The organism is Endozoicomonas sp. ALD040 (assembly GCF_049275945.1).
Lineage (GTDB): Bacteria > Pseudomonadota > Gammaproteobacteria > Pseudomonadales > Endozoicomonadaceae > Endozoicomonas_A.
In genome coordinates this window covers 4,108,240-4,126,292 of record NZ_CP184829.1, presented here as the reverse complement: position 1 = coordinate 4,126,292, position 18,053 = coordinate 4,108,240, and the positions used below count along the sequence as shown (strand labels likewise).

Here is an 18,053-nt window from a genome sequence, read left to right as displayed (position 1 = left end):
AGTGCGCTACATATTCACTGTGAGTTTCTGTGATCCAACTTCAGACTTCAATATTCTAGCTGGTCGTTGTCATAAAGTGCTGCATGGTTTTCAAACTCGACATGAAATCCGTTCTATTGGAGTCTCATATAACCTTTGGGGAGATAGCACGATTGGGAGCGGAATAGCTTTTGTTTCCTCAGACAGTAACGCGTTGGAGGCCTTCTTGCATCAGGATCTCTTTAAGCAAATGTCAGAAATTAAAAAATTTGTGTGCACAAAGATTTCAGTTGTTGAAGAAGGTGGTTTGGAAGCCCGATTCTGTAGAATTTATAGTCCAGATAAGCATACGAAAGCCTGGTATGAAAAAGAAAACAGAAGGCGTGAAAAAAGAGGATTAGAGCCGTTAAAGGTAGTGACTTCTCAAACGAAGATCATTGGTCATTACCATGACGTCCCCATGATCAGTGTAAATAAGAAGAAAAAAGAAACTGAAGATAAAAATGACGCAATTAATATATTCAGCCTCCATATCCAAAGGAAGTTTGTGGAAGCGCCGGTCCGAGGCAGCTTCAGTTCCTATGGCCTTTCTGGGGGTGTTAATACTGGGACTGTTCCTGTATTTGAACGGATGAATTAGTCGGAGCTATCATTTGATAAAATTTTTTAGCGACAAAATAAGTTCATTATTTTCAAATAGTTGCAGGTATTGAAAAAAGAAGGGTATTTTTGCTTAAAACGACCTACTATTTTGTAATTGCAGGAGTTATTGGGATAAATCTTCAGTGTTCAGCCGGGTAGGCTGTTTAGCAGTTTGTGACTATGAAACTCTGGCCGACTTCGACGTGTTCAGCCGGGTAGGCTGTTTAGCAGCTGGCCGAGGCTGGCCAGTTCAGTACCCTGAACGTGTTCAGCCGGGTAGGCTGTTTAGCAGATCTGCTGCTGGGCAGCCTGGTGCACGCCATGGTGTTCAGCCGGGTAGGCTGTTTAGCAGGAACTGCTGGCCCGCGGTGACCCGGAGGTGTCGTGTTCAGCCGGGTAGGCTGTTTAGCAGATAAAAGTGAGCCATTGTGTAGGGTTATTCTCGTGTTCAGCCGGGTAGGCTGTTTAGCAGGCGCCGGCCAGTTCGGTCATCGTGCGATACTGGTGTTCAGCCGGGTAGGCTGTTTAGCAGATAGATATATGCCCGGTTAATCTCCAGACGTTGTGTTCAGCCGGGTAGGCTGTTTAGCAGATCGCTGCGCTCTTAGGAGCGCAGCATACCCCGTGTTCAGCCGGGTAGGCTGTTTAGCAGGGCCTGGTCTGATTGCCGCGCTCGTCCAATGCGTGTTCAGCCGGCTAGGCTGTTTAGCAGAAGCCGACCGATAAGACTCTGCTCTATATCCTGTGTTTAGCCGGGTAGGCTGTTTAGCAGTTATACCCATTTAAGCTCATGGCATCTTAAAGGTGTTCAGCCGGGTAGGCTGTTTAGCAGAAGGCGAACTATCATCACCAAGCTGTTGACCTGTGTTCAGCCGGGTAGGCTGTTTAGCAGTGTCCAATCAACAACTGAGTCAAGATGCCCATGTGTTCAGCCGGGTAGGCTGTTTAGCAGACGATCGTGGGCGGCAGCAGCTGCGACAGGTCGTGTTCAGCCGGGTAGGCTGTTTAGCAGACAACCTGGCCCCATGCAGACCTTTCTGATAAGTGTTCAGCCGGGTAGGCTGTTTAGCAGAGCCATACATGTTCAATGCTCTATGCTCGTGGGTGTTCAGCCGGGTAGGCTGTTGACTAAATCTGCTATGCATACATGCATGCTATAGGGCTGCGTTCTGCCGGATAGGCAGCTATTGGCTAAGCCGGGAAGATGGACACCCTCGGTTAGCCTTCTCGTCTTGAAATGGATTAAACGGCTATTGTTTATTAAAAATAGAAACACTGTTGTTTATTGTCACTTTATGCTTTTTTTCCGTTGTCAGCTTATGGTTTTTCCGACATTCCTTGTCAGACAAACCATAAAGTGGTTTTTGCGGCAACGGCTCTGCACAAACGGTGACTTTCAAGGATATGCAGGATTAGAGGGATTGCCTGAAACCCGTTCAAATGCCAACTGGTTGATTGCCGCCAGTCGTTTTGTGGCGTTTTTCTTTTGAAAGTCGAGATCGATATCAATCTCCCCAACCAGATCACTGAGCTTCCGAGCAAGCTCCGGGGAAAACGGCTTCAGTGTTCAGGGGTGGTTTTTCATATCCCGCTCAAGAAAATCCAGGAAGCCTGCTATTACAGGGTCTCTTTTGTCACTCTGGCACTTAAAAAGCAGGACGCTGCCATCGGAGCGAATCTCATACTGAAGCTTTTCCTGCTTGTTTAATTCCAGCGCCTTTCTGACCGAGGCCGGAATAATCGTCTGAGAACTATTCAGCTCTGGCATATATTCTGCACATAGCTTTGCAACATAACCTGTTGAACCAAAAACTCATCAGGATGCCCCCGGATAGCGCAGAGAGCGAACAATAACAGTGCAAATTTCCAGAATACTTCCCGACTTCCGCCCACTTTTATTCTGTTATAAATTCCTGGGCTTTATTATGGCGTATTTAATCGCTTACTCAGGAGAAACTTCAGCCGCCCTGAACGATGCCGAAGCGGTCAACACATCCGGTTTGCAACGGATGCTGTCTCAGCGAGTCGCTAAAAGCTACCTGATGATCGGAGCCGACATTAACTCAGAAGACGCCAGAGAGCAGCTCGATAAAAGCATTACGCTGTTTGAAAATAACTTTCAGGCTTTATCAGATTATGCGCCCAACGGTGCAATCAAACATCAGCTGAATGTGGTTGCGAAAGACTGGGAAACTTACAAAAAAATGGCACTGTCAGAACCCGACAGAGAAGCTGCAGCTGACCTCATTCAAAAGGCTCTGAGGGTATTCAACAGCAGCAATGACCTGGTTACATTGATTGAAAAGCACTCTGCCACCAGCAAAGCCAGACTGGTCAATGTTTCAGGTCGACAGCGCGCGCTCAGCCAGAGAATAGCTATGTATTACCAGGCTCTGGCCTGGGGCGTCAGTGGCAGTATCTATGAGAAAGGTTTTGAGGAATCCATGGCTCTGTTTGAAAGCTCACTGAATGAACTCGACCAGTCCCCCGTGAATACCCCTGAAATCAAAAAGCTGCTCTCCAAGGTTAAAGCTCAATGGTTTTTTTCCAAATCAGGGTTTACGCAATATAAACAGGGACGCTATATGCCTACAGCCATCTCTGTGACCACAGAATCCATTCTCAAGAAAATGCAGGTGTTGACCCAAAAGTACGAACAGGTCATGGTCAATGATCAGGGGCTAGCCAGCAGTTAGTCCCCGGCTTCCTCAGCGGTATCACGCTACATACCTGTGAAACGCAAGCTGATCTCGGCAAGACCGTCATTATAAAAACCTCCCCAACTCAACACCGTCCTGGTGGCTGCGGGAGGTTTCTGGCTGCAAGGCTATACCCTCTCGCTTTGTCCTTTTCCTGCTTACAGCACGTGTTTATGAACTTCCCCTGTTTCTTCTTGTCAAATTTAAGTAAGCAATTAACGGAGTGACTTATGATTCCATCTAATTCAACTAAACCACCTTTATTGGTTACTGGTTCTGGCACACCGACAACAGCGCCGGATCAGCCAGAAACGGCCAGAGCTACGGCTGTTGACGCCCAAAAAACATCTGGCCTTGATAATCCAACATCCCATGGTGCAGCCAGGCCATTGTCTTCATATTCTATTGAGTCTTCAGACGATGAATCTGAAGACAGTGATGAAGATTTTTCAAAACGGCTGGACGAATATCTTGAAGGCAGCAAAAGCGGAATTTTAAAACTGTTTTCGGATGAACGTGAATGGGTTGATATGGACAAAAACGTTCAAGCACTCAGGCTTGTTAATAGTTTATTCCTTGTTCATGTTCCTGATCAGGGTCGGGCCTACAAAGCCTGGTATATTTCCGGGATGGATTTGCATAATATATTCAAGCCAGAGTTACGAGATATACTCGGGGTGAACAGCCGCTTAGAAGCTGAAGCTTCTGACGACAGAGTAAAAACCTGGAAAGAATTCGTGCAAGAAACGCCTGGAACCAGCTATTTGTGTGGCCCTAATGCTGACGATAAAGTACGGGATTTTTTTGATGTTGACCCAGTTAATGTCACTAAAACCAAAAAAGGGCCAGTTACCGTCACATTTGATATTGCTACCAGAAGTTTTCGGTAAATGACATGAAGATCATCGACAATAGAGCCCAGTCAGGGAAAGGCAAAACACCTTTCCCTTCGGCTCCGTCAGGCTTCAATACCCACAATCAGCCAGGGAGCATCGGGCTCTTTCAAGCTACGTTGCAGATGCCAGATATCGGTAATATCTTCTTCAACACCTTCAACGGTATCGCGATATTTACCGGTGAAGCGCACGCTGATCTCGGCAACAGTGTCGTTGTAATCAGCTCTGCCCAACTCAGCGTCCACAAAGATCACTTCGGTGTGCTGATCGCCACCCAAAGTGGCTCTTTCCGCTTTTAACTGTAAAAACAGTTCAGGGTCCAGATACTCACGTATGATGTCCAGATCGTTTTTATTCCATGCTTCCTGAAGCGTGCGGTAATGGTCTCTGGCACCATTCATGAATGCACTCAGGTTAAAGCCTTCTGGCAGATTCATCGGGACATCACTGGTTCCAAAACCGGTTTGAGGCAAGCTTGTTTGGTCAGCCTGACCGAAGTCATCTTCGCGCTGTTCCCTGTTCTGGCCAAACAGCTGATCTAACGAAGGGGAAGGCTTATTCTGGCCTGAATGTTCCGGGGTGAAGTGAGCATGATTGCCACCATGACCCGCTGCCGTAGCTTTGGCACGGTTCATACTGCGGAACACCTTGAAGAGCACAAAAGCCAGCAAAGCGATAATCAGAATATCCATCATCTGCAGACCAGTGAAAGCACCGCCGAACAGAGAGGCAATCAGCCCACCCGCCAGCAGGCCACCCAACAACCCGCCCAGCATGCCCTTGCGGGAGCCTTGAGCAGCTGTCTGTTTGCTACCCTGCTGAGGTGCTGCAGCCGGCTGTTTGGGAGCGGGAGCCGTGTTATAAGAACGGCCGAAGCTCTTGCCTCCTCCAAACTTTTTAGCATCGGCTACTGGTACGTTGAAGACGAAGCTGAAGGCCATGATGATGGCCATAAAAGAAGCAAATCGTTTTATCATGAATCCGAGAGTCTCTTGTTTCCAATACCCATGGGCCTTAATCCTATGGAGAGCCAGATTTATTGCAAGTCATTCCATAAAAAAACCGCATTAATCAATGAAATAAGTTAGGTACTTAAATCAGGTCTCAATTCATTCAGCCTGAGGAGATCTCTTTGTTTCTCCACAAAGCTCCTCGGAGGACTGTAGAGGGTTCAGTATACCATTGGAGGCACTGATTGTCGGTTTAGTCCGGCGCCCCGTTACCCGAAGGTGGGGGCGCAGATCCATCGGTTGGCGGTATCGGCATCTGGAGTCTCCTGACTCTTTCACTTCCGTTAGCTTTATAGTCCGTGGCAGTGGGACTGTTAATTAATTTTTCTAATAATAACCGAGTTTTGATCACCAGCCCTTGACCTGACCTCTCAGTGCTTTTGTCTGGCCTCGCTGATGCTTTCGATCCATGCGTTTTTTCTGTGAAGAACGGGTGGGTTTGGTGGCCTTTCTTTTTTTAGTCACCGCTGTCGCTTTTTGAATCAGGCCCAGTAACCGATTCAGAGCATCTTCACGATTTTTCTCCTGAGTTCTGAAGGACTGCGCCTTGATAACAATGACGCCCTCAGAAGAAATCCTCTGATCACTGAAAGCCAGCAGCTGTTCTTTATAAAAGTCCGGAAGGGAAGAAGCCCTGATATCAAACCTTAAATGGACCGCCGAAGAGACTTTATTAACGTTCTGCCCCCCAGCCCCCTGAGCACGGATAAAATTAAACTCAATCTCATCCGAAGGAATGGTAACGGCATTGGAAATCTTCAGCATAGAATTCAGTTTCTATCCTGAACAAGCACCCACGGGCGCACAACTACCGCCCATAAATCCGCTTTTTGTTCATGCCAGTTCCTCGCCTGATCATCACTGACCGGTCCCAGTTTCCTGTCATTCAACCAGATTTCTACCGTCGCTTTATCATCAATGGAGATACTGTGAGCGACGGCAACAATATCCAGATCGGGAGCCACCGCCAGCAGGTGGCCGGAAGCAAAGTAGCGCTGGAGATCTTCCCAGGCAATTTTTGCGGTTTCCAGGTTGAGTTTGGCTTTGTTCAGCTCATTGGGGTCTAGAGAGTCACTCATTAACAATCTGTCTGTCTGATAAAGGTTAATAGAGGCAGAGACTAACACATCCATGGTTTTTTCAGCCAGTCAGGTCTCAGGAAGGCTCAAGCCTCTTCAGACCCGAATGTCTAACGATCCGGAGTCTCCCGAACCGGAGATAACTTTCCATTTTTTGAACCAAATCAAACTTTGCTGGTCCATTAATTAAAAGATTTAAAAAAAAATCAGACTATAGATGGAGTAAATCATGTTAACAGGGATAGCCAATACTACCGCCTCAAACTTGTCCAGTTGGACCCTTCCGGAAACAAATGTTTCCGCGCCTGCTTCCACTCCAGATTTGAGCAACACCACAGCCGGGTCTGATGGACCCTCAACTCGCTCTGTACACCTGCGACAGATCACTTCTACTGCTGACCAGCATAGTGAATGGATATCCCATGTTCAGAGTGCAATAAGTAGAATTGATATTCCAATTGATAATAAATTTTTGCGAGAAAAAGTAGAAAATGCCAATCATGATCTTGAAAGGATGAGTCCGATCCATCCCGGGAAGGATGAAAAACTCTATTCGCAGTCATTGCAAGAACTGATCTGCTGTCTTGTCGAGGAGCCTATATATCCTGAAAATATTTCCGTTCTTCAAACGCTGGCTGATTTGGGGCTGGGACTTGAAGGCATGTCGATGAATTGTGAAATAGAGATCCCCCCCCGATTATTAGAACAGCTCCTGAGTAACACACACCATAAAGAAGTGCTGAAAATTCTTGACAAACATGCCAAAAAAATAATCTTTATGGCTGATCCGGGCTATATGGAAGTATTGGAAAAATACTTCACCCACTGGCAGATTCAGGAGACTGCCCGGGAGCTTATGCATCTGCTGGCAAAAAGTTGCAATCTTCTGAGATACATCAATCCATCTCTACAGTTTTCCGATCCTTCAGCAACGTATCTGATAGCAGCTATTTTCGATTCGCTGGGCATCAGGCATGGAAACCCTCAGGCGTCACAGGATTTCTGCCAGAGCATCAACTCTGCACTTGGCTCAGAGTTTTTTATATTTCAGCTTTCTATGCTGGAAGTAAATATACAAAAGCATGAAAAACTGATCCTGAAAAAACTGGAAATGCTCGATGACAGGGAGCGGGAACAGCTTCTGGTATCCAGCTTTATATTAGGCCAGTGGGAGCTGTTCAGGCGGTTGCTGGCCGACTCTTCTCCGACAATTCTTAATCGGGAGTTTAATAACGGCGGGAATATTCTTCACCTTATGGTGACAGCACTGCAGAGCGTGAACTCTTTCGATGGGATATGCAGCTATTCCTGTCTGGAAGCTTATCCCCCCCGCTATGACCAGTTGTTTCAATATCTGCCCGCCGAGACTCTGGCCAATCAACGGGACAACAGCGGCGCAACTCCGCTGTTGCTTTTATACCGACATCACCGCGAGCAGTTAGCATCAGTGCCCATATCCAAAGTGGAAGACCGACAACTGGCCAAAGCCCGGCGCAGCGCTCTGATCAAGATAACCGCTTCTGCTCACCTCATTGATTGTATGCAGGATCATTTAGACGGAAAATTCCCGTTCAATGTCAACTGGTTTTTTGAGTTCCTGCAACTCTTTAAATCCCTGCCGTCATCTACCTTTAAGGCCGATCGCTTAGGTTCTTCTGACTATTCATACAAAGGACACTTGTTACACAAACCCTTGCCCAGTGCAACCAGGTTACTACAGCCTGTTATCAATTATTTTCACCTTCACCCTGACGTTTTGCGGGATGAGCAGCAGACACTGGAATTAATGAGGTTAATACATCAGAACGGGTTGCCGGTTGAATTTTCTGCGCAGGTGCTCCGGGCTGCCAGCGAGGACATACAAAAAAAACTACTTGAGCACCTGTCAGCAGCACCTGATGATCGCAATTCACTCTTTATTGAACGAAACTACGACGTAGCCCAGAGGAGACGTTTCTACCCATGGCACCTGATTGGCCTTGGGGTTGGCGGCGGGTGTGCGCCTGATCCAGACAGATTTTATTGTCAGGGGTTTCGCCATGCGGTTGCTGAATTTGACAGGGAACACCCAAAAGAGACGGTTCCACGAATTCCCGGGCTTTGGGAAGCAGAGCTACTCAACGTCAACTGCAGGAGTATTATAACTTACGGTCGCAGCCTGGCTTTTCCATCCAAAGAGGTACCTGAGGGGTATCGCCGTTTCAAGTTCCTGAAACAGCAACATTGCTGCACAGAAGACTGGCATGATTTTGTCCGCGAGCAGCCACAGCTGGAATTTTTTCGAACCCATAAGGATAAGCTGGGCCTTGAAAGCGCCCTGCTTAAACCACGGGGCATTTATCGTCTGAACGATGCCCTGGACAAGCTCAAAGCCTGTCGATTAACTGAAGAAACCCTGGCAAGCATTGCCCTGGAGCCTGATGGTTCGGCACTGCTACAGGTCTTTGATGATGAAAAAGATACCTGCCTGTATCACCACTATCCTTATGAAGCTGGAAAGGTGGACGGCCTCTCAGTGCAGGCATCCTTTGATGGCCTGAGACTATTTGCCAGAGATGCGGGTCGTCTCTGGCATCACAATTTTCAGGCACCAGATACACTAACTTCGTTCCATAATACCGCTAATGGCAGACGCTGGGTACCAACACCCTTTTTTGGAACTCAAAGTGTTCCCGGCACGATGGGAGAGTGGAATGCCCAGCATTACCCAAACGTAGCACCTGCCCCGGTGGGGATGAGAGACTGGGCTGATATCCGCTCATTTGCCGAGCAAACCTCCTACAGCTTTGGTTTGCCAAAACTCTACCTTATAACCGATCGTGAGGGGATGGGCGAATTGCGGATCACTGAGCTTGGGAAAGTCTTTTACGGACTGGTGATTAACTGGCTCAGGGTGCGCCATGACACCAACAGTCTCGATTACAAAAACAGGGTGCAGATGAACCAGTTGCAGGATGAGCTGGTGACAATTGCCGCTGACCTGTTTGCTAGTGCTTACCAAATGGACACGGAGGCCATGAAAGCAAGGATATGCCAGAAATTCCCGGCAGAGTCGCTCAGCCGGGCTGCACTTGAGTGTGGTTACTGGTGTGACCCGGAACTCCGCTATGTAAAGGATATCAAATCAGGCCGTTTTCCTGATGAGGTTTATCCGGATCATCCGCGTCAGAGCTTTAGCCCTGGTCGATTAAATCCAGACACAAAGAACCTGACCGATCTGGGAATTCGGCGCTCATCCAGAGCCAAAGGGCCAAATCTGGGTGTTGACACCGGCACCCTGCCAATGCCCCATCTCGACAGTTTGTTCTGGTTTGCACTTTATACGGGGTGGCAACAGCAGGAGCCATCCCGGCAGAGTGTTTCAAGATAACCATCCTGTTGATGGCCTTTTTTATACCCATCGAACATTCCATTTTTTGAACCAAATCAACCTTTGCTGGTCTAAAAATAAAGACGCTACAAAAAATTCAAGTTATTGATGGAGTAAATTATGTTGTCACGGATGACCCATACTATCGCCTCAAACTTGTCCGGTTGGACCGTTCCGGAAACAAATGTTTCTGCCACTGTTTCTGCAGGTTTGAGCAACGTAACAGCCGGGTCTAATGGACCCTCAAGTCGCTCTGTACACCTGCGACAGATCACTTCTACTGCTGACCAGCATCGTGAATGGATATCCCGTGTTCAGAATGCAATAGGCAAAATAGATATTCCAATAGGTAATAAATTATTGCGAGACAAGGTAGAAGATGCCCATCATGATCTTGAGACGATGAGTCCGATTCATCCAGGGGAGGATGAAAAACTCTATCCGCAGTCATTACAAGAACTGATCAACTGCCTTGCCATGGAACCTAAATTTCCTGAAAATATTTCCGTTCTGAAAACGCTGGCGGATTTGGGGTTGGGTCTTGAAGGCATCTCGATGTCTTTTAAAATAAACACCTCCCCCCGATTATTAGAACAACTCCTGAACAACACAGACCATGATGCAGTACTGAAAATTCTTGCCGAAGATGCCAAAAATATAATCTTTATGCCGGATTCGGGCTATATGGAAATATTGGAAAAATACCTGACCCGGACGCAGATAGAGAAGGCTGCCAGAGAGCTTATGCTTAGGCCGAGAATGTTCTGCTTAATAGTCACAAAAATTAATCGATCTCTACAGTTTTCCGATCTTTCAGCAAGCTATCTGATAACAGCTATTTTCGAATCGCTGGGCATCAGGCATGGCAACCCCGGAGCATCAGAGGATTTCTGCCAGAGTATCACCACTGCACTGAATTCAGAGTATTTTATATCTCAGCTTTCTATGCTGGAAGTGAATGTACAAAGGCATGAAAAACTGATCCTGGAAGAACTGAAAAAGCTGGATGATAAGGAGCGGGAACAGCTTCTGGTATCAACCTTTATATTAGGCCAGTGGGAACTGTTCAGGCGATTGCTGGCAGACTCCTCTCCGACAATTCTTATTCGGGAGTTTAATAACGGCGGGAATATTCTTCACCTTATGGTGACAGCACTGCAGAGCGTGGGCTCTTACAAGGAGGTATGCAGATATGACTGTCTGGAAGCTTATCCCCCCCGCTATGACCAGTTGTTTCAATATCTGCCCGCCGAGACTCTGGCCAATCAACGGGACAACAGCGGCGCAACTCCACTGTTGCTTTTATACCGACATCACCGCGAGCAGTTAGCATCAGCGCCCATATCCAAAGCGGAAGACCGTCAACTGGCCAGAGCCCAGCGCAGCGCTCTGATCAAGCTAACTGCTTCTGCTCATCTCATTGGTTGTATGCAGTATCATTTAGACGGAAAATTCCCGTTGAATGTCAACTGGTTTTTTGAGTTCCTGCAACTCTTCAAATCCCTGCCGTCATCTACTTTTAAGGCCGTCCGCTTAAGTTCTTTTAAGTATTCATATAATGGAGAGTTGTCACACAACCCCTTGCCCGGTGCAACCAGGTTACTACAGCCTGTTATCAATTATTTTCAGCATCACCCGGACGTTTTAAGGGATGAGCAGCAGACACTGGAATTAATGAGGTTAATGCATCAGAACGGGTTGCCGGTTGAATTTTCTGCGCAGGTGCTCCGGGCTGCCACTGCGGGCATGCAAAAAAAACTACTTGAGCACCTGTCAGCAACACCTGATGATCGCGATTCACTCTTTATTGAACGAAACTACGACTTAATCCATATAAGGCCACGTTTCTATCCATGGCATCTGATTGGCCTTGGGATTGGTGGCGGGTGTGCACCTGATCCTGACAGATATTATTGTCAGGCTTTTCGCCATGCGGTTGCTGAATTTGACAGGAAACGCCCAAAAGAGACGGTTCCGCGAATACCCGAGCTTTGGGAAGCAGAGTTAGTCAACTGCAGGAGTAGTATTATAACTTACGGTCGCAGTCTGGCTTTTCCATCCAAAGACGTACCTCAGGGGTATCGCCGTTTCAAGTTCCTGAAACAGCAACATTGCTCCACAGAAGACTGGCATGATTTTGTCCGCGAGCAGCCACAGCTGGATTTTTTTCGAACCCATAAAGATAAGCTCGGCCTTGAAAGCGCTCTGCTGAAACCAAGAGGCATCTATCGTCTGTTTGATGCCCTGAATAAGTTCAAAGCCTGTGGATTACGTGAAGAAACCCTGGCAACCATTGCCCTGGAGCCTGATGGTTCGGCACTGCTGCAAGTCTTTGACGATGAAAAAAATACCCAACTGTATCACCACTATCCCTATGAAACCGGAGACGTGACCGGTCTCTCGATGCAGGCATCCTTTGATGGCCTCAGACTCTTTGCCAGAGACGCAGGTCGTCTCTGGCATCACAATTTTCAGGCACCGGATACACTAACTTCATTCCATAATTCTGCTGATGGCAGATGCTGGGTACCAACAGCCTTTTTTGGAGCCCAGGGTGTTCCCGGCACGATGGGAGAGTGGAATGCCCAGCATTACCCAAACGTAGCACCTGCTCCGGTGGGGATGAGGGACTGGGCGGATGTCCGCTCATTTGCTGAGCAAACCTCCTACAATTTTGGTTTGGCAGAGCTCTACTTCATAACTGATCGTGAGAGACAGGGCGAATTGCGGATCACTGAGCTTGGGAAAGCCTTTTACGGGCTGGTGATTAACTGGCTCAGGGTGCGCCATGACACCGACAGTCTGGATTGCAAAAACCCCGTGCAAATGAACCAGTTGCAGGATGAGCTGGTGACCATTGCCGCTGACCTGTTTGCCAGTGCGTACAAAATGGATACGGAGGCCATGAAAGCAAGGATATGCCAGGAATTCCCGGCAGAGTCGCTGAGCCGGGCTGCACTTGAGTGTGGTTACTGGTGTGACCCGAAACTCCGCTATGTAGAGGATATCAAATCAGGCCGTTTTCCTGATGAGGTTTATCCGGATCATCCGGATCAGAGCTTTAACCCAGGCCTATTAGGTCCAAAAACAGAGAACCTGACCGATCTGGGAATTCGGCGCTCATCCAGAGCCAAAGGGCCAAATCTGGGTATTAACAGCGGCACCCTGCCAATGCCCCATCTCGACAGTTTGTTCTGGTTTGCACTTTATACGGGTTGGCAGCAGCAGGAGCCATCCCGGCAGAGTGTTTCAAGATAGTCATCCTGTTAATGGCCTTTTTATATCAATCGAACTTTCTATTTTTTGAACCAAATCAATCTTTGCTGGTCTAGAAACCAAGACGTTACAAAAAAATCAATTTATTGATGGAGTGAATCATGTTGCCACGGGCGACCGATACCACCACCTCAAACTTGTCCAGCTGGACCGTTCCGGGGACAAATACTTCCCCCCCTGTTTTCACTACAGGTTTGAGCAACAAAACAGCCGAGGCTGACGGGCCCTCTTCTGGTCGCTCCATACACTTGCGACAGATCACTTCTACTTCTGGCCAGCGTCATGAATGGGTAACCCATGTTCACAATGCATTAAGAAATATTGATATTCCACTTGATAACAGGTTTTTGCGAGAGCTGGTAGAAAATGCCCAACAGGATTTTGACAGGGTGAGTAAGAACAATTCCACAGAGGATGAAAAATTCTATTCGCCGCACTTGCTAAAACTGATCTTCAACCTTGCTTGCCGACCCACCCTTCCTGAAAATATTTCCGTTCTACAGACGCTGGCTGATTTGGGGTTGGGACTCCCGAATGAGTCGGTGGGTAATGAAATACGGATACCGCCGCAATTATTAAAACAACTCTTTGATAACACACACCGTGAAGCAGTACTGGGAATTCTTGGCGAGCACGCCAAAACAATGATGTTTAGGGCTGATCCGGGCTTTATGGAAATATTGGAACACTACCTGAGCCCGTTACAACTTCGGCGGGCTGCCCGTGAGCTTCTGAATTATCTGGCAAGAGATTGCCATTTTCTGGCGGAACTCAACCAATTTCTTCGACTTTCCGATGGTTCGGCACCGTACCTGATAAAAGCTATTTTCAACTCACCGGGCATCAGGCATGGCAACCCTCAAACGTCGCAGGATTTCTGCCAGACAATCACCACTGCAATGGCTTCAGAGGCTTTTATTTTCCAGCTTTGTTTGCTGGAAGTTAATGCCCAAAGGCATGAAAAACTGATCCTGGAAGCACTGGAAAAGCTGGACGAGAGGGGGCGGGAGCGCATGCTGGCATGTGCTTTTATATTAGGCCAGTGGGAACTGTTTAAGCGCTTGCTGTCGGGCTCATCAGCCGCAATTCTAAGCCAGACGTTTGCTAACGGCAGTAACATTCTACACCTTATGGCGACAGCCATTCCGAGCTTAAAATCTGGCCTCAGCATACGCAGCTATCGCTGTCTGAATACTTATACTCCCCGCTATGACAAGTTGTTTCAATATCTGCCCGCGGAGACTCTGGCCAACCAACGGGACAACAAGGGCGCAACTCCGCTGTTGCTTTTGTACCGTCATCAATGCCCGCAATTAGCGTCGGCGGCCATGTCCGGAGCGGAAGACCGTCAGCTGGCCAGAGCCCGCCGCAGCGCTCTGATCAAGCTAACCCATTCAGGTCATCTCATTGATTGTATGCAGGATCATTTAGACGGAAAATTCCCTTTGAATGTCAACTGGTTTTTTGAGTTCCTTCTGCTTCACAGATACCTGCCAGCATCCACCAATAGAGCAATCAGCTTACGCTCTACTGAGTATTCATTGTACGAACAGCTAATAGACAAACCCCGGCCCCATGCAAGAGAGTTACTTCAGTCAGTTATCAACTATTTTGAACTTCACCCTGACACTTTAAGGGATGAGCAGCAAACACTGGAACTGATAAAGTTAATACACCGGATCGGATTGCCGGTTGAATATTCTGCGCAGGTGCTCCGGTTTACCACTGGGGACATGCAAAAAAAACTCCTTGGGCACCTGTCGGCAACAGCTGATGATCGCAACTCACTGTTTATTGAACGACGCTACGATGTATCTTATGACGGGAAACCTTATTACTATCCATGGCATCTGATTGGCCTTGGTGTGGGTGGTGGGTGTGCACTTGATCCAGACATGTTTTACAGCGAACGTTTCTGCCATGAGGTCGCTGAATTTGGCAGAAAACATCCAAAGGAGTCTGTTCCGGAAATTTCCGGGCTTTGGGAAGCAGAGTTATTAATCAACAGCGGGTATATTGAAACTTACGGTCGCAGTCTGGCTTTTCCTTCTGCAGAGGTACCTCAGGGGTATCGCCGTTTCAAGTTCCTGAAACAACAACCTGGCTCCACAGAAGGCTGGCATGATTTTGTCCGCGAGCAGCCGCAACTGGATTTTTTTCGAACCCATAAGGATAAGCTTGGCCTCGAAAGCGCACTGCTGAAACCAAGAGGCATTTATCGTCTGTCCAATGCCCTGAATAAGTTCAAAGCCTGTGGATTACGTGAAGAAACCCTGGCAATCATTGCCCTGGAGCCCGATGGTTCGGCACTGCTACAGGTCTTTGATGATGAAAAAGATACCCACCTGTATCACCACTATCCTTATGAAGCTGGAAGAGTGGACGGCCTCTCAGTGCAGGCATCCTTTGATGGTCTCAGGCTGTTTGCCAGGGACGCGGGTCGTCTCTGGCAACACAATTTTCAGGCACCGGATACATTAAGCTCATTTCATAATGCTGCTGATGAAAGATGCTGGACCCCCACACCCTTTTTTGGAAACCAGTGTGTTCCCGGCACTCTGGGAGAGTGGAATGCCCAGGATTACCCAAACATAGCACCTGCCCCGGTGGGGATGAGGGACTGGGCTGATATCCGCTCATTTGCAGAGCAAACCTTCTCCAGCTTTGGTATGAAAAAAATCTATTGTGTAACTGATTGTGAGAGACAGGGCGAATTGCGGATTACTGAGCTTGGAAAAGCGTTTTATGGGCTGGTGATCAACTGGCTAAGAGCGCGCCATGACACCGACAATCTGGATTACAAAAACAGCGTGCAGATGAAGCAATTGCAGGGAGAACTGGTGACGATTGCCGCTGATCTGTTTGGTAGTGCATACAAAATGAGCACCGGAGCCATGAAAGCAAGGATATCTCAGGAATTCCCGGCAGAATCGCTGCGCCGGGCTGCACTTGAGTGTGGTTACTGGTGTGACCCGAAGCTCCGCTATGTAAAAGATATCAAATCAGGCCGTTTTCCCGTTGAGCTTTACCCAGATCATCCGAATCAAAGCTTTGACCGTGAACGATTGAACCCCGACAATGAAAACTTTACCGATCGGGGATTTATTCGCTCATCCGGGGCCAAAGGACCCAATTTAGGTATTGACACCGGCACCCTGCCATTGCCCCATCTGGACAGTTTGTTCTGGTTTGCTTTATATACAGGGTGGCGCCTGCAGGAACCATCCCGAGGGAGTGCTTCAAGACAATCACCCTGATAATGGCATTTTGTTGCGAGAGCAGATCAATAAACCGATCCTCTGAGTCTTAAGGCTGCTGACGTGTAGCAGAAACCACAATTTCACGCACACAGACATTTTGAGGCTGGCTGTAAACAAAGTTCACGCAGCTGGCGATGTCTTCTGGATGAATAACGCCACCCATGCTGTCTTTCCAGCTTTCATAACCTTCCCTGATATCACTGGACGTGGTGTGACTCAGCAGCTCGGTCTCTACTGCACCGGGAGCAAGGGTAATCACCCTTACATTGTCGTCTGCAACTTCTTCACGCAGGGTTTCTGACAAGCCATGAACCGCAAATTTGGTGCCACAGTAGGCCATATGATTAGGAAAGCCTTTGATACCAGCAATGGAACTCAGGTTAATAATGGTGCCACCCCTGCGCTTTTTCATTTTGCCAATAACAGCTCCAATACCATTAAGAACACCGTTCACGTTAACGCGGATCATTTGATCCCACTCGGCTGGATCTTGTTCATTCGCATTACCCAGCAACATCACACCTGCATTATTGACCAGACAATCAGTCTCACCGTAAACAGATTCCGCTTCATCCACTGCGGCATAAAAAGCTTCGCGATCAGTCACATCGACTTTTCTGCACAGCGTGTTGGGCAGGCCCAGAGCTTCCAGCTTTTCAATTCTTCTTGCCAGCAGTAACAGTGCATGGCCCTGGGCACTGAATTGACGGGCAATGGCTTCACCAATACCGGAACTGGCACCTGTAATTACTACCAATGGTTTTGTCATGGGAGGAATTCCTGTTAATACCAATCGAACTTAAATCGTACCTGGCATGAGTTCGTAACCAATCAGAATTGAGCGATACTCTACCTTCAGACTCACCTCTTGCAGAAATACCTTTTGGTTTGGACATCAATGAGTTTTTATTATCTACAGGGCTACCTGGATGCCCTGCAGCGAATATCAATGCCTGAAAAATGTTATGTGAGATCAAAACTTGTAAAAGAGTTTCAATTCCTGGCAAGAACTCCTGTATTATTTTTGTGCCTTGTCCGCCGCCTGAAGAATAGTTTCAGATGACTTAACCTGCCCGGGAACCTCCGTGAACCATAGCAATACACCCATTCTTTATTCTTTTCGTCGATGCCCTTACGCCATGCGTGCCAGACTGGCTCTGACTTACGCAGGTATTACCCTTGAGCACAGAGAGATATTACTGAAAAACAAACCTCAGGCGATGCTTAGTGTCTCACCAAAAGGCACTGTTCCTGTTTTGGTACTTCCTGAAGGCAGAGTCATTGATGAAAGTCTGGATATCATGCTCTGGGCACTGGCTGTCAATGATCCTGAAAACTGGTTACCTGAGAATCCTGATGACAGAGCTGAAATCGTGGCACTGATCCGCAAAAGTGATGTCGAGTTTAAGCCACGACTGGATCGCTATAAGTATGCCGATCGACACCCTGAGCATCCCATGGAATTTTACCGTACTCAGGGTGAAGAGTTTATAGCGCTTCTGGACAACAAACTCAGCAGTCAGAACGGATTAATGTCCGATAAAGTCACCCTGGCGGATATGGCAATTGCTCCTTTTATACGACAGTTTGCCCATGTAGACAGAAACTGGTTCTTTTCGACGCCTTACCGGGGAGTGCAACAATGGCTGAAGCGCTTTCTTGAATCCGGGCTGTTTTTGCAAATCATGGGCAAACACCCTTTATGGGAAAATTAACACTCAGAAATCTCCCTTCGAAATCAGAGACCATGGCAAAACTCCAACAACTCGTTCCCACGCCAGGACCCAAAGGGCCTGAAAGCATGGGAACCAGAGTTTTGCAACAGCCTCAATTGGCGGTGAT

The 18,053-nt window shown here is 47.7% G+C and carries 12 protein-coding genes and 1 CRISPR repeat array; of the genes, 7 read left to right on the top strand and 5 right to left on the bottom strand.

The features are described from left to right. Position 1 precedes the first annotated feature (1 nt). Positions 2 to 619, top strand: a complete 618-nt coding sequence (cas6f, locus tag ACOJUN_RS15205) for a type I-F CRISPR-associated endoribonuclease Cas6/Csy4 (RefSeq protein WP_422132785.1) — start codon at positions 2 to 4, stop codon at positions 617 to 619. A gap of 145 nt (positions 620 to 764) precedes the next feature. Then, positions 765 to 1,753: a CRISPR direct-repeat array (repeat unit 28 nt; unit sequence GTGTTCAGCCGGGTAGGCTGTTTAGCAG). Positions 1,754 to 2,188: 435 nt separating this feature from the next. On the opposite strand, the gene ACOJUN_RS15200 is transcribed toward cas6f, so the two are convergent. Further along, the gene (locus ACOJUN_RS15200; RefSeq protein ID WP_422132784.1) at positions 2,189 to 2,389 is read right to left on the bottom strand and encodes a type II toxin-antitoxin system PrlF family antitoxin; all 201 of its coding nucleotides are present in this window, start codon (positions 2,387 to 2,389) and stop codon (positions 2,189 to 2,191) included. Positions 2,390 to 2,546: 157 nt separating this feature from the next. On the opposite strand from ACOJUN_RS15200, the gene ACOJUN_RS15195 reads away from it, so the two are divergent. After that, positions 2,547 to 3,317: a type IV pili methyl-accepting chemotaxis transducer N-terminal domain-containing protein gene (locus ACOJUN_RS15195; protein WP_422132783.1), complete on the top strand. Its 771-nt coding sequence runs from the start codon at positions 2,547 to 2,549 to the stop codon at positions 3,315 to 3,317. A gap of 233 nt (positions 3,318 to 3,550) precedes the next feature. Further along, entirely contained in the window at positions 3,551 to 4,210 is a 660-nt protein-coding gene (locus ACOJUN_RS15190) for a hypothetical protein (RefSeq protein ID WP_422132782.1), read from the top strand. A gap of 68 nt (positions 4,211 to 4,278) precedes the next feature. On the opposite strand, the gene ACOJUN_RS15185 is transcribed toward ACOJUN_RS15190, so the two are convergent. The 3 genes from ACOJUN_RS15185 to ACOJUN_RS15175 all read right to left on the bottom strand — a co-directional run bounded on the left by ACOJUN_RS15185 (position 4,279) and on the right by ACOJUN_RS15175 (position 6,359). Then, positions 4,279 to 5,193, bottom strand: a complete 915-nt coding sequence (locus ACOJUN_RS15185) for a Tim44 domain-containing protein (RefSeq protein ID WP_422132781.1) — start codon at positions 5,191 to 5,193, stop codon at positions 4,279 to 4,281. A gap of 381 nt (positions 5,194 to 5,574) precedes the next feature. Further along, entirely contained in the window at positions 5,575 to 5,991 is a 417-nt protein-coding gene (gene arfB / locus ACOJUN_RS15180) for an alternative ribosome rescue aminoacyl-tRNA hydrolase ArfB (RefSeq protein ID WP_422132780.1), read from the bottom strand. A gap of 5 nt (positions 5,992 to 5,996) precedes the next feature. Next, positions 5,997 to 6,359: a DUF2288 domain-containing protein gene (locus ACOJUN_RS15175; RefSeq protein WP_422132779.1), complete on the bottom strand. Its 363-nt coding sequence runs from the start codon at positions 6,357 to 6,359 to the stop codon at positions 5,997 to 5,999. Between the two features lie 175 nt (positions 6,360 to 6,534). Between ACOJUN_RS15175 and ACOJUN_RS15170 the strand changes: the two genes are divergently transcribed. From ACOJUN_RS15170 to ACOJUN_RS15160, 3 genes are all read left to right on the top strand, one after another. Beyond that, positions 6,535 to 9,675 carry a hypothetical protein gene (locus ACOJUN_RS15170; RefSeq protein ID WP_422132778.1) on the top strand — a complete coding sequence of 1,047 codons (3,141 nt, stop codon included), beginning with the start codon at positions 6,535 to 6,537 and terminating at the stop codon, positions 9,673 to 9,675. Between the two features lie 120 nt (positions 9,676 to 9,795). Next, complete coding sequence (locus tag ACOJUN_RS15165; RefSeq protein WP_422132777.1) at positions 9,796 to 12,933, top strand: hypothetical protein; 3,138 nt, start codon at positions 9,796 to 9,798, stop codon at positions 12,931 to 12,933. A gap of 119 nt (positions 12,934 to 13,052) precedes the next feature. Next, entirely contained in the window at positions 13,053 to 16,208 is a 3,156-nt protein-coding gene (locus ACOJUN_RS15160; protein WP_422132776.1) for a hypothetical protein, read from the top strand. 49 nt (positions 16,209 to 16,257) lie between these two features. Here the strand turns inward: ACOJUN_RS15160 and ACOJUN_RS15155 are convergent, their stop codons facing one another. Next, on the bottom strand, positions 16,258 to 16,980 hold the full coding sequence (locus ACOJUN_RS15155) for an SDR family oxidoreductase (protein ID WP_422132775.1): 723 nt from the start codon (positions 16,978 to 16,980) through the stop codon (positions 16,258 to 16,260). 316 nt (positions 16,981 to 17,296) lie between these two features. Here ACOJUN_RS15155 and ACOJUN_RS15150 point away from each other — a divergent pair, with 316 nt between their 5' ends. Continuing rightward, a complete protein-coding gene (locus tag ACOJUN_RS15150) occupies positions 17,297 to 17,926 on the top strand; it encodes a glutathione S-transferase (RefSeq protein WP_422132774.1) in 630 nt (209 codons plus the stop codon). The last annotated feature ends 127 nt before the right edge of the window (positions 17,927 to 18,053 follow it).

Coding starts and splice junctions, on each gene's coding strand:
- ACOJUN_RS15200 (WP_422132784.1), bottom strand. CDS start 2,389: ATGCCAGAGCTGAATAGTTCTCAGACGATTATTCCGGCCTCGGTCAGA.
- ACOJUN_RS15195 (WP_422132783.1), top strand. CDS start 2,547: ATGGCGTATTTAATCGCTTACTCAGGAGAAACTTCAGCCGCCCTGAAC.
- ACOJUN_RS15190 (WP_422132782.1), top strand. CDS start 3,551: ATGATTCCATCTAATTCAACTAAACCACCTTTATTGGTTACTGGTTCT.
- ACOJUN_RS15185 (WP_422132781.1), bottom strand. CDS start 5,193: ATGATAAAACGATTTGCTTCTTTTATGGCCATCATCATGGCCTTCAGC.
- arfB (WP_422132780.1), bottom strand. CDS start 5,991: ATGCTGAAGATTTCCAATGCCGTTACCATTCCTTCGGATGAGATTGAG.
- ACOJUN_RS15175 (WP_422132779.1), bottom strand. CDS start 6,359: ATGGATGTGTTAGTCTCTGCCTCTATTAACCTTTATCAGACAGACAGA.
- ACOJUN_RS15170 (WP_422132778.1), top strand. CDS start 6,535: ATGTTAACAGGGATAGCCAATACTACCGCCTCAAACTTGTCCAGTTGG.
- ACOJUN_RS15165 (WP_422132777.1), top strand. CDS start 9,796: ATGTTGTCACGGATGACCCATACTATCGCCTCAAACTTGTCCGGTTGG.
- ACOJUN_RS15160 (WP_422132776.1), top strand. CDS start 13,053: ATGTTGCCACGGGCGACCGATACCACCACCTCAAACTTGTCCAGCTGG.
- ACOJUN_RS15155 (WP_422132775.1), bottom strand. CDS start 16,980: ATGACAAAACCATTGGTAGTAATTACAGGTGCCAGTTCCGGTATTGGT.